The 14102-nt window shown below is 69.6% G+C and carries 13 protein-coding genes; 3 read left to right on the top strand and 10 right to left on the bottom strand.

Features of this window, described 5'->3' with window-relative positions:
• The first annotated feature begins 218 nt into the window (after positions 1-218).
• Positions 219-1472, top strand: coding sequence for a PTS transporter subunit EIIC (locus tag OO62_RS17765; protein ID WP_033268414.1), 1254 nt, complete (start codon positions 219-221; stop codon positions 1470-1472).
• A 140-nt stretch (positions 1473-1612) separates the two neighbouring features.
• Here OO62_RS17765 and OO62_RS17760 read toward each other — a convergent pair whose 3' ends face one another.
• The 8 genes from OO62_RS17760 to clpS all read right to left on the bottom strand — a co-directional run bounded on the left by OO62_RS17760 (position 1613) and on the right by clpS (position 7806).
• On the bottom strand, positions 1613-2365 hold the full coding sequence (locus OO62_RS17760) for an MBL fold metallo-hydrolase (protein ID WP_033268413.1): 753 nt from the start codon (positions 2363-2365) through the stop codon (positions 1613-1615).
• A gap of 514 nt (positions 2366-2879) precedes the next feature.
• Positions 2880-3830, bottom strand: coding sequence for a PLP-dependent cysteine synthase family protein (locus tag OO62_RS17755; RefSeq protein ID WP_033268412.1), 951 nt, complete (start codon positions 3828-3830; stop codon positions 2880-2882).
• 2 nt (positions 3831-3832) lie between these two features.
• Positions 3833-4111 (bottom strand): MoaD/ThiS family protein, encoded by a 279-nt coding sequence (locus OO62_RS17750; protein ID WP_033268411.1) that lies wholly within the window; start codon positions 4109-4111, stop codon positions 3833-3835.
• Between the two features lie 138 nt (positions 4112-4249).
• Positions 4250-4423: a putative leader peptide gene (locus OO62_RS37990; RefSeq protein WP_173675728.1), complete on the bottom strand. Its 174-nt coding sequence runs from the start codon at positions 4421-4423 to the stop codon at positions 4250-4252.
• Positions 4424-4532: 109 nt separating this feature from the next.
• Positions 4533-4958: a M67 family metallopeptidase gene (locus OO62_RS17745; protein WP_033268410.1), complete on the bottom strand. Its 426-nt coding sequence runs from the start codon at positions 4956-4958 to the stop codon at positions 4533-4535.
• Positions 4959-5039: 81 nt separating this feature from the next.
• The gene (locus OO62_RS17740; protein ID WP_033268409.1) at positions 5040-6506 is read right to left on the bottom strand and encodes an amino acid permease; all 1467 of its coding nucleotides are present in this window, start codon (positions 6504-6506) and stop codon (positions 5040-5042) included.
• Between the two features lie 356 nt (positions 6507-6862).
• On the bottom strand, positions 6863-7456 hold the full coding sequence (locus tag OO62_RS17735) for a DUF2017 domain-containing protein (protein ID WP_033268408.1): 594 nt from the start codon (positions 7454-7456) through the stop codon (positions 6863-6865).
• Positions 7453-7806, bottom strand: coding sequence for an ATP-dependent Clp protease adapter ClpS (clpS, locus tag OO62_RS17730; RefSeq protein WP_051733358.1), 354 nt, complete (start codon positions 7804-7806; stop codon positions 7453-7455). The genes OO62_RS17735 and clpS overlap by 4 nt, the downstream gene beginning before the upstream one ends.
• A 153-nt stretch (positions 7807-7959) precedes the next feature.
• Between clpS and OO62_RS17725 the strand changes: the two genes are divergently transcribed.
• Together OO62_RS17725 and OO62_RS17720 are read left to right on the top strand one after the other, a co-directional pair.
• Positions 7960-9288, top strand: coding sequence for a nicotinate phosphoribosyltransferase (locus OO62_RS17725; RefSeq protein WP_033268407.1), 1329 nt, complete (start codon positions 7960-7962; stop codon positions 9286-9288).
• Between the two features lie 476 nt (positions 9289-9764).
• Positions 9765-10361: an isochorismatase family protein gene (locus OO62_RS17720; RefSeq protein WP_033268406.1), complete on the top strand. Its 597-nt coding sequence runs from the start codon at positions 9765-9767 to the stop codon at positions 10359-10361.
• A 258-nt stretch (positions 10362-10619) separates the two neighbouring features.
• Here OO62_RS17720 and OO62_RS41745 read toward each other — a convergent pair whose 3' ends face one another.
• Both OO62_RS41745 and OO62_RS17710 read right to left on the bottom strand, forming a co-directional pair.
• Positions 10620-11255: a hypothetical protein gene (locus OO62_RS41745; protein WP_398742170.1), complete on the bottom strand. Its 636-nt coding sequence runs from the start codon at positions 11253-11255 to the stop codon at positions 10620-10622.
• Between the two features lie 117 nt (positions 11256-11372).
• Positions 11373-13763, bottom strand: a complete 2391-nt coding sequence (locus OO62_RS17710; RefSeq protein WP_106974867.1) for an immune inhibitor A domain-containing protein — start codon at positions 13761-13763, stop codon at positions 11373-11375.
• Positions 13764-14102 lie beyond the last annotated feature (339 nt).

Here is a 14102-nt window from a genome sequence, read left to right as displayed (position 1 = left end):
GGCTTCGGTACGGGCTGTCACTGCCCGCTACCGCTTTTCCCGCGGCGCTGTACGGGGGCCGGTCGTCGCGTGGTCCACACCACTTGGAAGAATGGATTCCTTTGTGCCCGGGCTCCGTGCTAAGAATGGTCTAAACCACCAGTGGTGTAGACCAAGGTGTAGACCAACAAGCGGGCCGTCCCCCCTCTCCGAGTGCCCGCCTCACCAGGAGGAATCCGATGAGTTCGGCCACCGCCGAAAAGGCGGCTCCCGCGAAGAAGCGGGGCTCCGGCCTGTTCCAGGGCCTGCAGAAGATCGGCCGCAGCCTCCAGCTGCCGATCGCCGTCCTGCCCGCCGCGGGCATCCTCAACCGCCTCGGCCAGCCGGACGTCTTCGGCGAGAAGGGCCTGGGCTGGATCGACGTCAGCAAGGTCTTCGCCGCGGCCGGCGGCGCGGTCTTCGACAACCTGCCGCTGCTGTTCTGCATCGGTGTGGCCATCGGCTTCGCGAAGAAGGCCGACGGCTCGACGGCGCTCGCCGCCCTGGTCGGCTTCCTGGTCTACAGCAATGTCCTCAAGGCGTTCCCGGTCACGGAAGGCCACATCGAAAAGGGCAAGTGGGTCGAGCCGGTCCTCAACAACCCCGGCGTCCTCGGCGGCATCATCATGGGCCTGCTCGCCGCGGTGCTGTGGCAGCGCTACCACCGCAAGAGGCTCGTCGACTGGCTGGGCTTCTTCAACGGCCGCCGGCTGGTCCCGATCATCATGGCGTTCGTGGGCACCGCCGTCGGCGTGCTCTTCCTGCTGATCTGGGAGCCCGTCGGCAACGCCATCTCCAGCTTCGGCGAGTGGATGACCGGCCTGGGCGCCGCCGGCTCCGGCCTGTTCGGCCTGATCAACCGCGCACTGCTGCCCATCGGCATGCACCAGTTCGTCAACACCGTCTCGTGGTTCCAGCTCGGTGACTTCACCGACGCCGCGGGCAAGGTCGCGCACGGCGACATCGGCCGCTTCTTCGCCGGCGACCCGTCCGCCGGACAGTTCATGTCCGGCTTCTTCCCGATCATGATGTTCGGCCTGCCGGCCGCCGCGCTGGCCATCGCGCACGCCGCCCGCCCCGAGCGCCGCAAGGCCGTCCTGGGCATGATGATCTCGCTGGCACTGACCTCGTTCGTCTGCGGCATCACCGAGCCGATCGAGTTCTCGTTCATGTTCATCGCGCCGGTGCTCTACGCGATCCACGCGGTGCTGACCGCCCTGTCGATGGCCGTGACCTGGGCACTCGGCGTGCACGACGGCTTCACCTTCTCGGCCGGCGCCATCGACTACGGGATGAACTGGTCCCTCGCCACCAAGCCCTGGATGATCATCCCGATCGGCCTGGTGTTCGCGGTCATCTACTACGTGCTCTTCCGCTTCGCGATCTCCAAGTTCAACCTCACCACCCCGGGCCGGGAGCCCGAGGAAGAGCTCGAGGACCTGACGAAGGCGTAAGGCGCAGGCGTAGGCGTAGGCGTCACGCCGCACGGGCCGCCGCGGCCCACGGCAGGGGCCCCGGAACCGTACCCACGGTTCCGGGGCCCTTCGTCGTACGTGCGTCGGCGCTCGTCGCGGGCGCGCCCGCGCGGCGGCGCTCAGATCTCGTAGACCGCGCCCGCCTTGGCCACCTCGACCGGCCCGTCGTAGACCTTCTGCGCGTCGCGGATGTTGATGTCCGGGTCCGTCCACGGCGGGATGTGGGTCAGCACCAGCCGGCCGGCGCCCGCCCGCCGGGCGTGCTCCCCGGCCTCCCGCCCGTTGAGGTGCAGGTCCGGGATGTCCTCCTTGCCGTACGTGAAGGACGCCTCGCACAGGAAGAAGTCGGTGCCGGCCGCGAGGTCGTCCAGCGCCTCGCAGCTGCCGGTGTCACCGGAGTACGTCAGCGAGCTCCCGTTGTGCTCGATACGGAACCCGAACGCCTCCACGGGATGGCTGACCCGCTCCGTACGCACCGAGAACGGCCCGATGCCGAAGGTGCCCGGCGCGAGCGTCCGGAATTCGAAGACCTCGCTCATCGCGCCGTCGTGCGGCAGATCGGCGTGCGCCACGGTCAGCCGGCGCTCGGTGCCGGCCGGCCCGTAGACCGGCATCGGCGCGCAGCGCCCGCCGTCGGGGCGGTAGTAGCGCACCACGAAGTAGCCGCACAGGTCGATGCAGTGGTCGGCGTGCAGATGCGACAGCAGTACGGCGTCGAGCTCGTAGAGCCCGGAGTGGCGCTGCAGCTCGCCCAGGGCTCCGTTGCCCATGTCGAGGAGCAGCCTGAAGCCGTCGGCCTCCAGGAGGTAGCTCGAGCAGGCCGATTCCATGGAAGGGAACGACCCCGAGCATCCGACGACAGTGAGCTTCATGCGGGCGTGAACCTCCGTGGGCGGGGGCGGCGGTATAGGGGTCTCCCCCTGCTCGAACACCGTTGAGAGCTTGGGGAAGGTCCATGCGGGTCTTCCCGGCGGGGGACTTGCCGGGTTGTGCCGGGTCCTGGCGGTCTGTGCGGTGCCCACGAGCGTAAGGCGCAAAAGGGCGTGAGGGTCCTCCGGCGGGGCGAGCTGTGGGCGGAATCACCAGTCCGGGCTGACCCCCCGTACGCCCGTACGCAGGGGCCGTCGCCGCCTCGTCCTGTGCCGGCCCCTGGCCATTGTGACCACGCACCGCGGCGCCGGGCATCATTTGCGGCCCTGACGCCTGCCCGGGTCGGTCCCGGCGGCCGCCCGGGCCGGTCGCGAACGGCCCCGGCCCCGCGAACGAGTGAGCCCGACGAACGGCCCGGCCCCGCAAACAGGCCCGCCGCCGCGGCGGGAGCCACGACGGCGGGAGGAGCCGGCGGCACGGCCGGCCGGGGCGGCCCGGGGCGGCGCCGTCAGACGCCTACGCCCACAGCTGACCGTGCAGCGTCGCGATCGCCGCCTCGGTCGACTCCGCGGTGTAGACGCCGGTGGAGAGGTACTTCCAGCCGCCGTCGGCGACGACGAAGACGATGTCGGCGCCCACGCCGGCCTTGACCGCCTTCCGGCCCACGCCGATCGCGGCGTGCAGCGCCGCGCCGGTGGAGATGCCCGCGAAGATGCCTTCCTCGGCGAGGAGTTCACGGGTGCGGCGCACCGCGTCCTCGGAACCGACCGAGAAGCGGGTGGTGAGCACGGACTCGTCGTAGAGCTCGGGGATGAAGCCCTCGTCGAGGTTGCGCAGGCCGTAGACCACGTCGTCGTAGCGCGGTTCGGCGGCGACGATCTGGACGCCGGGCACCTGCTCGCGCAGATAGCGGCCGACGCCCATCAGGGTGCCGGTGGTGCCCAGGCCCGCCACGAAGTGGGTGATCGAGGGCAGGTCGGCGAGGATCTCCGGGCCGGTGGTGGCGTAGTGCGCACCGGCGTTGTCGGGGTTCCCGTACTGGTAGAGCATGACCCAGTCGGGGTGCTCGGCGGCGAGCTCCTTGGCCACGCGGACGGCGGTGTTGGAGCCGCCGGCCGCGGGCGAGGAGATGATCTCGGCGCCCCACATGGCGAGCAGCTCGCGCCGCTCGGAGGAGGTGTTCTCCGGCATGACGCACACCATGCGGTAGCCCTTGAGCTTGGCCGCCATGGCGAGCGAGATGCCGGTGTTGCCGCTGGTCGGTTCGAGGATGGTGCAGCCGGGGGTGAGCCGGCCGTCCTTCTCGGCCTGTTCGACCATGTGCAGCGCGGGCCGGTCCTTGACGGAGCCCGTGGGGTTGCGGTCCTCCAGCTTCGCCCAGATGCGGACGTCGTCGGAGGGCGAGAGGCGCGGGAGGCGGACGAGAGGGGTGTTCCCGACCGCCGCCAGCGGGGAGTCGTACCGCACCGTCAGACCATTCCGCCGGCCACGGCCGGGAGGATCGTGACGCTGTCGCCGTCGGCGAGCTTGGTGGAGATGCCGTCGAGGAAGCGCACGTCCTCGTCGTTGAGGTAGACGTTCACGAACCGGCGCAGCTGCTCGCCGTCGACGAGGCGCTCACGGATGCCGGCGTGCCGGCTGTCCAGGTCGGCGAAGAGGTCGGCGAGGGTGTCGCCGCTGCCGTCGACGGCCTTCTGGCCGTCGGTGTACGTGCGCAGGATGGTCGGGATGCGGACCTCGATGGCCATGGGGAGTGCTCCTGTCGGAGTGAGTGCGGGGCGGGTGCTGTGCGTCCCGTTGCACGGCGATGCGGCGTGCCGGGGGCGTCGGGTGACGCGGGAAGGTGCGGGTGGCGGCGCGCCGCGCGGCGCCCGGTGCGGTCCGGGTCAGACGGCGGCGCAGCGCGGACAGATGGCGCTGGACAGGCGGCACAGATCCACGTGCAGCCGTGCGGCTCCGCAGCCGAACGCGCCCAGCAGGGCGGATGCGGAGCGACGCGTGGCGAGCGGAGCGTGCAGCAGCATGCCCGGCCTCTTCTCGCTCACGTCGTGGTCAACCATGCGGTCATCGTATCGATTCCCGGTCCGGGTATTGGAACCTCGTCCCACCATACGGACGTTTGGTGTACGCCAGTTGGGACGCGATCTTGCGGTGCGGGCGCCGAGCAGGTCAGGAGTACTCCGCGACGACCTCGACGTCCTCCTCGGTGACCACGCCGTCGACGATCCGGAAGGAGCGGAACTGGAAGGGCCCGGCGTCGTCGGTGTCGGCGGTGGAGACCAGGACGTAGTGCGCGCCGGGCTCGTTCGCGTAGGAGATGTCGGTGCGCGACGGGTACGCCTCGGTGGCGGTGTGCGAGTGGTAGATGATCACCGGCTCCTCGTCCCGGTCGTCCATCTCGCGGTAGAGCCGGAGCAGGTCCGAGGAGTCGAATTCGTAGAACGTGGGCGAGCGGGCGGCGTTCAGCATCGGAATGAACCGCTCGGGGCGGCCGGTGCCCGCCGGGCCGGCGACCACACCGCACGCCTCGTCGGGGTGGTCCTGGCGGGCGTGCTCGACGATCTGGTCGTGGAGGACCTTGGTGAGGGTCAGCATGGCGCCAAGAATAAGCATGCGGGCCGATCCGTACCGAGGAGTGGTACGGACCGGCCCGCATACTGGACAGGCGGCTGGGCGTCAGCCCTTGTCGACGCCCTTGGCGGCGGCTTCCTGCGGCGCGGCGCCCGCGCCGTTCGCCGCTTCCTTGCGCTTGATGCACAGGTAGCCCACGCCCAGGATCAGCGCCCACAGGGGGGCCGCGTAGAGCGAGATCCGGGCGTCCGGGTCGACGCCCATCATCACGATCACCATGGCGATGAAGGCCAGCGCGAAGATCGAGGTGTAGGGGCTGCCGGGGGCCTTGAACTCGGACTGCGGCAGCTCACCGCGGTTGGCCTTGGCGCGGTAGCGCAGCTGGGAGGCGAGGATGACGATCCAGGCCCACATACCGGAGATGGTGGCGAAGGAGACGACGTAGTTGAACGCCTCGCCGGGCCACTGGTAGTTGATCCAGACGCCGAACAGCATCATGCCGACCGAGACGCCGGTGCCCCAGGTGGGCAGGCCGTTCTTGCTGAGCTTGGTGAAGAACTTCGGGCCCTGGCCGTTGAGCGCGAGGTCGCGCAGCATCCGGCCGGTGGAGTACATGCCGGAGTTGGCCGAGGAGAGCGCGGCCGTCAGCACGACGAAGTTGACGATGCCCGCGCCGGCCGGCAGGCCGATCTGCTGGAAGGCGGCGACGAAGGGGCTGACGCCCGGCTTGAAGGCCGTCCAGCTGACGACGGACAGGATGATGATCAGCGCACCGATGTAGAAGAGGCCGATCCGCCACGGCACCGTGTTGATCGCCTTGGGCAGGACCTTCTTCGGGTTGGTCGCCTCGCCCGCGGTGACGCCGACGAGCTCGACGGCGAGGAAGGCGAACATCACGATCTGCAGCGTCATCAGCGTGCCGCCGATGCCCTTGGGGAAGAAGCCGCCGTGGGACCACAGAAGGGTGAAGGAGGCGGTGTCACCGGCGTTGGAGAAGCCGAGGGTGATCACGCCGAGACCGATCAGGATCATGCCGACGATCGCGGTGACCTTGACCATCGAGAACCAGAATTCCAGTTCACCGAAGATCTTCACGGAGATCAGGTTGATACCGAAGAGCGCGACGGTGAAGACCAGCGCCGAGATCCATTGCGGTATGCCCTTGTTCCAGTACTGGACATAGGTGGCCGCGGCGGTCACTTCGGTAATGCCGGTGACAACCCAGAAAAGCCAGTACGTCCAGCCGGTCACAAAGCCGATGAACGGGCCGAGGAATTCACGGCCGTACTCCGAGAACGAGCCGGAGACCGGCCGGTACATGAGCAGTTCGCCCAGGGCCCGCATGATGAAGAAGATGACCAGACCCACGATGGCGTAGGCGAGGATGATGCTCGGCCCGGCCATGGAGATCGCCTTGCCGGCGCCCAGAAAGAGGCCGGTACCGATGGCGCCACCAATGGCGATCATCTGGATCTGACGGTTTCCCAGACCCCGCTGATAACCCTCTTCGGGGGCTTTTGCAGCTGCCTCGTTGCCGTCGTCGTGTTGCTTGTCGACCTGCACAGAGGTCATGAGTGGTGCGCCTTTCTCCATACCGACCCGGTCTGTCCGGATCGGGTCCCGATCCCCCCGGATGGAGTTCCTGCACGCCGACGGTCGGCCGGCTAAGCGCTCCCGTAGCGACAGGGGTGGCGTCACTCACGGCAGGTCGTGAACATTTAACACGGCGCTTCCTTGATCGCCTAGGGATGACCTGCGTCACACCAACGGGAAATACGGACAAATGACGCAGAAGCCAGCGAAATACATGGGTGGGTGTGACGCGATCGTTATCCGGATTTGAGCATCCGCTGAGCGAACGCCACGCGAACACTTCACGCCGACGCGCCGGGCGATACGCCCGGACATATCCGCCTTCAGCCCGTCGATCAGCCCGTCAGCGACTCGACGAGGGTCTCCTGGAGCCCGCCCAGCCAGAGGTAAGCCATCACCATCGGCTTGCGCGGATCACTGTCCGGCAGCCGCAGCAGCTCGCCCCCGTCCTCCTCGTCGGTGACCTCCAGCCGGGTACCGATGGCCAGCCGCAGGTCGTTGAGGGCACCCAGCCACTGCCGGCACTCGTCGGGCTTCAGGCGCAGCACGGCCTCCCCGCCGGACGGCGAGAGCGTGTCCAGCGCGCGGATCAGCGCCAGGGCGTCCTCACGCTTGCGGGAGCGCAGGTCGTTCTCGGTGAAGCGGCGGAACTCCGCGGCCGCGGCGCGCACGTCGTCGTCCGGCACGAGGTCGGGACCGCCGTACGCGTCCGGGAAGAGCCGGGCCAGGACCGGGTCCGCGGGCGGCTCGCTGGGGCCGTCGTTGAACACCGACGCCAGCAGGTCGTCGCTCTCGCTGTCCGTCCCCTCCTCGCCCGGCCCGACCAGCTCGATCAGCTGGACCGCGAGGCTGCGCAGGATGGAGATCTCGACCTCGTCGAGCGGTACGGCGGCGCCGCCGTCCGGCAGCGGCTCGAAGTGCCCGGTCATCGGCGGTCCTGCTGGAGGGTCGCCCACAGACCGTAGCCGTGCATGGCCTGCACGTCCCGCTCCATTTCCTCGCGACTGCCGCTGGAGACCACCGCGCGGCCCTTGTGGTGCACGTCGAGCATCAGCTGGTGCGCCTTGTCCTTCGAGTAGCCGAAGTACGTCTGGAAGACATAGGAGACGTAGCTCATGAGGTTGACGGGGTCGTTGTGGACGATCGTGACCCACGGGACATCGGGTTCGGGAACCTCGAAGGGAGCCTCGCTCGACTCGGGACGCTCGATCTCGACCGGGACACTGAGTGTGCAGTGGTGCGGTCGGAGCGTGATCGTGGGTGACGGGTGGGCGCTCACAGGCCCCATGCTGCCACCCGGGGGCGGGCGGTGCACAAATGCCCCTCGCACAGGCCGCGTCGGCGTGCCGCCCACCCTCGCCACGATCCACCTCCCCGGCGGCCCGGACCTACTATCGTCAAAGTGACGAGTATTGGGGGTAGCATCTCCCCCATGAACACAGCAGACCTGGGGCTGCCGGTGGCCGTGCCGTCGACTGCGCTCTTCACCGACCAGTACGAACTCACCATGCTGCAGGCCGCGTTGCGGTCCGGCACCGCCGACCGGCGCTCGGTGTTCGAGGTCTTCACCCGCCGGCTCCCCGAGGGCCGCCGCTACGGCGTGGTGGCCGGCACCGGCCGGGTGCTGGACGCCGTGGAGAACTTCCACTTCGACGAGACGATCCTCGGCTTCCTCCGCGAGCGCGCCATCCTCGACGGGCCGACGCTCGACTGGCTGGCCGACTTCCGCTTCCGCGGCGACATCTGGGGCTACCCGGAGGGCGAGGTCTACTTCCCCGGCTCGCCGATCATGCGGGTCGAGGGCACCTTCGCCGAGGCGGTCCTCCTGGAGACGGTGATCCTCTCGATCCTCAACCACGACTCCGCGGTGGCCGCGGCCGCCTCCCGGATGTCGGTGGCGGCCGGCGCGCGCCCGCTGATGGAGATGGGCGCCCGCCGCACCCACGAACTCGCGGCGGTGGCGGCCTCCCGGGCCGCGTACGTCGGCGGCTTCCACACCACCTCCGACCTGGCGGCCGGCTTCCGCTACAACATCCCCACCGTCGGCACCAGCGCGCACGCCTTCACCCTGCTGCACGACACCGAGCGGGACGCCTTCACCGCCCAGGTCCAGACCCTCGGCAGCGGCACCACCCTCCTCGTGGACACCTTCGACGTCACCGAGGCGGTCCGCACCGCAGTGGAGGTGGCCGGCCCGAACCTGGGCGCCGTACGGATCGACTCCGGCGATCTGCTGCTGATCGCCCACCGGGTGCGCCAGCAGCTGGACGAGCTGGGTGCCACGAAGACCAAGATCGTGGTGACCAGCGACCTGGACGAGTACGCCATCGCCTCGCTGGCCGCCGCCCCCGTCGACGCGTACGGCGTCGGCACCCAACTGGTCACCGGCAGCGGCCATCCGACCTGTTCGATGGTCTACAAGCTGGTCGCCCGCGCCGACAGCGACGCCCCGGACGCCCCGCTGCGGCCGGTCGCGAAGAAGTCGATGGGCGCCAAGACCTCCGTCGGCGGCCGCAAGTGGGCCGCCCGCCGGCTCGACGAGTACGGCGTGGCGGAGGCCGAGATCGTCGGCACCGGTCCGGTCCCCCCTGAGCTGACCGACCACCAGCTCCAGGTGCCGCTGGTGAGCGACGGCACGGTGGTGGCCCGCGAACCGCTGGACGCCGCCCGCGACCGGCACTTCGCCGCCCGCAGCGGCCTGCCGCTCTCGGCGACCCAGCTCTCGCGCGGGGAGCCGGTACTGCCCACGGAGTACGTCTGAGGGGCGGGGCATCAGGGGGTTCGTGGAGTTGGTCGGGGCGGGTTCTGCGGGGTTCGGGGAGTTCGTCGGGGAGGGCTCTGCGTCGGGGCGGGTTCTACGGGGTTCGTCCGGGGGCGGGGGGCTCGGGACGTTATGGCGTTACGGAGTACGCCTTGGGGGCGTTACGGAGTACGTACGTCCGGGGTGGGGCCTTGCTGGGTGCCGGGTGCGCCTCCTTCCTACTTTCGGCAACGATTACGGAGAGTTATTAGTTCCGGAGGTTCATTACTCTTCGTAGTGACGATCCTGGGGTGTGGTGGGAGACTCCCGCAATCACCCTCCAGTGGCTACCCTCGGTCACACCACCACTCCGCGACCCCGCCAAATCCACCGCTCCGCGCCGCTCCCCCACCCCGGCAGGGCCCGTCTCCAGGGCCCCGTTCCCGGCGGGAGGGCCGCTCTCAGCCGGACCCGATTCCAGCCGGAAGGCACGCACCATGCACCGGGCATTGATCGTCGTTGACGTACAGAACGACTTCTGCGAGGGCGGCAGCCTCGCGGTGGCGGGGGGTGCGGATGTCGCGGCGGCCATCACCGATCTGATCGGGCAGGCGGCCGGCGGGTGCTACCGCCACGTCGTGGCCACCCGGGATCACCACATCGACCCCGGCGACCACTTCTCCGACACCCCGGACTACGAGCACAGCTGGCCGGTGCACTGCGTCGCCGGAACGGAAGGCAGCGGCTTCCACCCCAACTTCGCACCGGCCCTCGCCTCCGGAGCGGTCGACGCGGTCTTCGACAAGGGCGCGCACAGCGGCGCGTACAGCGGCTTCGAGGGCGCGGACGAGAACGGCACCCCGCTCGCGGACTGGCTGCGGCAGCACGACGTCACCGAGGTCGACGTGGTCGGCATCGCCACCGATCACTGTGTGCGCGCCACCGCCCTGGACGCCCTGCGGGCCGGGCTGCGGACGCACGTCCTGCTGGACCTGACGGCCGGGGTGATGGCACACACGACGGAGCGGGCGCTGGAGGAGCTGCGGGCGGCCGGCGCCGAGCTGACCGGCAAGCCGGTGGTCATGAGCGGCTGACGCGCCCACTGGAGCGGCCTCCGCGTCCGCCCGGCCCCCTGGGGGCCGGGCGGAACCTGAAGCGGGTGTGGAGGTGTGGAGGTGCGGAGGTGCGCCACCGGATCGAGCGCGCGGCCAGGCACCGGCACCCCCGATGAGCTGCCCTCAAGCGCCCCTCAGGCGGGCCGCGCAGACCAGCCACACAGCGCAGCCAGGCCGCGCAGCCGAGCCCCGCGGCCCCCGCTCAGGCCCCGCCGCCCTGCCAAGCCCCGGCCCCGCTCAAGCCGCGCGGCCGCGCTCCTCGACCGGTCCGATCGGGCCGATGGGGCCAGCCGGGCCGATGGGACCAGCCGGACCGGCCCCACGCCCGGTGCCGCGGCCGGCCCCAGCTCCATTTCCGGCCCCAGGGCCGGCGCCGGGCCCGGCCACAGGGCCAGCCCCGGCCCCGCTCCCGGTCGGCGTGCCCTGGCGGTCCGGCGTACGGACGGGCAGATCCGGCGAAGGGACGGGCAGATCCGGCGTGCGGACGGGCAGGTCCGTCGCGGGGACGGGGGTGCGGGCGGCGGTGCGGGCGCGGGCCTGGTTGACGCGCCAGAGGGCCCGTATGGGGTGCCAGGACTCCGTGTCGTCGTCGGGGGCCTCGCGCCAGACCAGGCCGTCCGGGTGGTGCAGGACCGCCGTGATCTCGTCCGGGGTGGGCGGCGCGCTGTTGCCGCGGAGGTAGACGGAGCGCAGGCCGAGGTTGCGCAGCCTGGTCAGGGCGCGCTGGCGGTTCACGGCGTGCACCAGGATCCGGACCCGGCAGCCGCAGTCGTACGGATCGGACCGCGCCCCGTGGGGCGGTCTCGGCAGTGAGAGGGCGACCACCACGCTTCCGCCAGGAAGCCTGATGAAGCCGCCGCGGGTCATGGTCATTTCTCCCCCGTGAGACTTGGCGTCAACAAGGAACTTCAGGACGCATCTAAACGCGAATCGGCCGCTGCCCGCTAGGGGGCAACGGCCGATCTGCGCTTGACCTGCAGTTTTTATCTTTTACTTACCGGCGCGGCCGACCTGGATCGTCACCGAGGAGCCGTCCCTGGCCTCCTTGGTGATCTTGATCCGGGTGTTGGTGTCAGGAACGATCACACCGCCGGTCGGGTTCGACGTGTCGTAGTAGACGCCGTTCCGGTCGTCGAAGAGCGTCACGCCCTTCTTCGACGTGATCGTGACCGGCTTGCCGTCCCGGTGGAGCGTCAGGGCGTCGGTCCGGAAGCGGGTGAAGGTCGAGTCGTAGGACTGGAAGCGGTTGCGCATCAGCTTGCCGTCCGCCCAGTGCTCGGCCGTCGGGTGCGCGTCGACCGGGAGGATCTGCCCGTGGCCGGGGTGCTGCCCGACGTTGTTGTCGGCCTGCGAGGTGTCCCACAGCCAGATCAGCACGCCGTTCTGGTAGGGGAAGTGCTCCACCCAGCTGGGCTTGGCGGTGGTCCAGCCGAAGTTGTACGGGCCGACCTTGAGGGTCTTGTCGTACGACACGTACTGGCGGTTCTCGGCGATGTAGTACTGCGGGTAGTCCTTGGTGAAGGACGCGCCGATGCGCGAGAAGCCCTTGCTGGTCCAGCCGTTGTCGTCGCCCTCGGCGTTGTCGCTGAACAGCGGCTTGCCGTCGGCGACGACGCTGACGGTGTCGGCCGCGAAGCCCTTCCCCGCGGTGCCGCCGTCGGTCTGGTAGCGGAAGCGCAGGTCGATCTTCTTGCCCGCGTAGGCGTCCAGCGGGTAGCTGAGGTCCTGGTAGGCGGCGACGGTGCCGGTCAGGGCGGGCTTGTCGCTGCCGTCACGCGGGATGGCCTTGCCGTTCGCGGTGCCGTCCAGGGCGGTCCAGTTGGCGCCGCCGTCGGTGGAGACCTCGGCGTAGAGGTAGTCGTAGTCCTTCTCGATGTCCCACCAGCCCTTGAGCGTCAGCGACGCCTTGGCCTTGCCGGTGAGGTCGACGGGACGGGTGAGGGTGTTCTTGAGGTCGTCGCCCATGCCGCTCCACCACTGCTTGGAGCCTTCGGCGGGCGCCACGACGTCGGTCTTGACGGCCTTGGCGGGCAGTTCGACGACCACCGCCTGCTTGTTCTTGGTGTTGTACTCGGCGACGCCCAGCTTGTGCGTGGACTTCGTCGCCGCCTTGGCCTTGGCGTAGTTGAGCCAGCCCAGCTGCAGCTTGTCCCAGGCGCTCATGTCGCCGGGCAGGTTGCCGATGGCGTCCTTGCCGGTGCCGAGCCAGGAGCCGCCCGACATCAGCGACCAGAAGTCGACGGAGGACTCGCCGGTGCCGGTGGTGTCGTACTCGTCCGGCAGGCCGAGGTCGTGGCCGTACTCGTGGGCGAAGACGCCGAGGCCGCCGTTCTCCGGCTGCATGGTGTAGTCGCCGACCCAGATGCCGGTGTCACCGATCTGGGTGCCGCCCGCCTTGTTGGCGCCCGGACCGGTCTTGCCGGCGTCGGTGCCGTACGCGTACCAGCGGTGCGCCCAGATGGCGTTGGTCTTCTGGACGCCGCCGCCGGCGGACTCGTCCTCGCCGGCGTGCACGATCTGGAAGTGGTCGATGTAGCCGTCGGGCTCGTTGAAGTTGCCGTCGCCGTCGTGGTCGTAGCGGTCCCACTGGTCGTACTTGGCGAGGTCGGCCTTGATCTGGGCGTCGGTGCGGCCCTGGGCCTTCTGGTCCTTGGCCCACTGGTTGACGCCGTCGCGGATCAGGTCCCAGGCGCTGGCGCAGTTGGTCTGGCCGCAGTAGTTGGAACCGTAGCGGGCCTCGTTCCAGTCGACCTTGACCCAGTCGGAGACCTCGCCGTTGACGGAGTAGCGGCCCGAGGACTGCTTCTCGTAGTACTTGGCGAGCGACTGCTTCTTGCGGTCGTGGGAGAAGTAGAGGTCCTGGAAGTGCTGCCGGTTGAAGTCCTTCTGCCAGGCCGTGCTGTTGTCCTTGGCACGGTCCGGCTCGGCTATCCGGTTGTGCGCCGGGCCGGGGTCGCCGCCGTACTTCTTGACCGGAGGCTTGGGTCCGTCGCCGTCCGGGTCGTACATCGTGGTGTCGTCGACCTTGTCGCCGAAGTCCACGAGGATGGTGAAGATCTTGTCGGTCTTCTGCCGGGCCAGCTCGACGTACTTGCTCTTGCCGAGCTTGACGACCTTGGAGCCCCCCCGGTCGGTCGTCTTGGCGTCGCCGGAGATGACCTGCTGGAGCGCTTCCTTGCGCTCGGCCGCCTGCTGGTCGCTGAAGGGGCCCTTGAGGTCGTGGTCCACGGCCCGCTCGGGGGCCGGGTCGTGGCGCTTGGCTACCGGCGAGGGCCCCGGCGCATCGGCCGTGGCCACCCCCGAAGACAAAGCGGCCGCCCCGATCGCGGCGATCGCCGTGGCCAGGGCGGCCGATCTGAACATCCGTCTGTGGTCTCTCACTTGGCGCTGTCCTCCCCATCGAACACGGTCACTGTTCGAGGGCATTCGACCGGAAGTACGGGGGAAAAGACAGGTCTTGACTTGGCCACGTCAGCGAAGTACGTTATCCGGCCCGCGAATTTCGGCTATCGGACAGGGGAAGACGACCTGAAGAACGGCCGCGGAGAGGCCGCGGAGAGAGCGCGGAGCGAGGTCGCGGAAGTTTCCTTCGGTGGCGTGGCAGGGGCCGGGCGTATATGCCTGCCGGGCATGCGCCCCCGCCCGAACAGCCATGACACCAGCGCGTGTTCGAACGCGCGCGGTGTTGTGCGCCCCCTGTGCTCCCGCCCCGTGGGTTAG

Origin of the sequence: Streptomyces lydicus (genome assembly GCF_000717345.1) — a bacterium.
GTDB lineage: Bacteria > Actinomycetota > Actinomycetes > Streptomycetales > Streptomycetaceae > Streptomyces > Streptomyces lydicus.
Note: the sequence above shows the minus strand (reverse complement) of the source record. Positions and strands in the feature narration are given on the sequence as shown.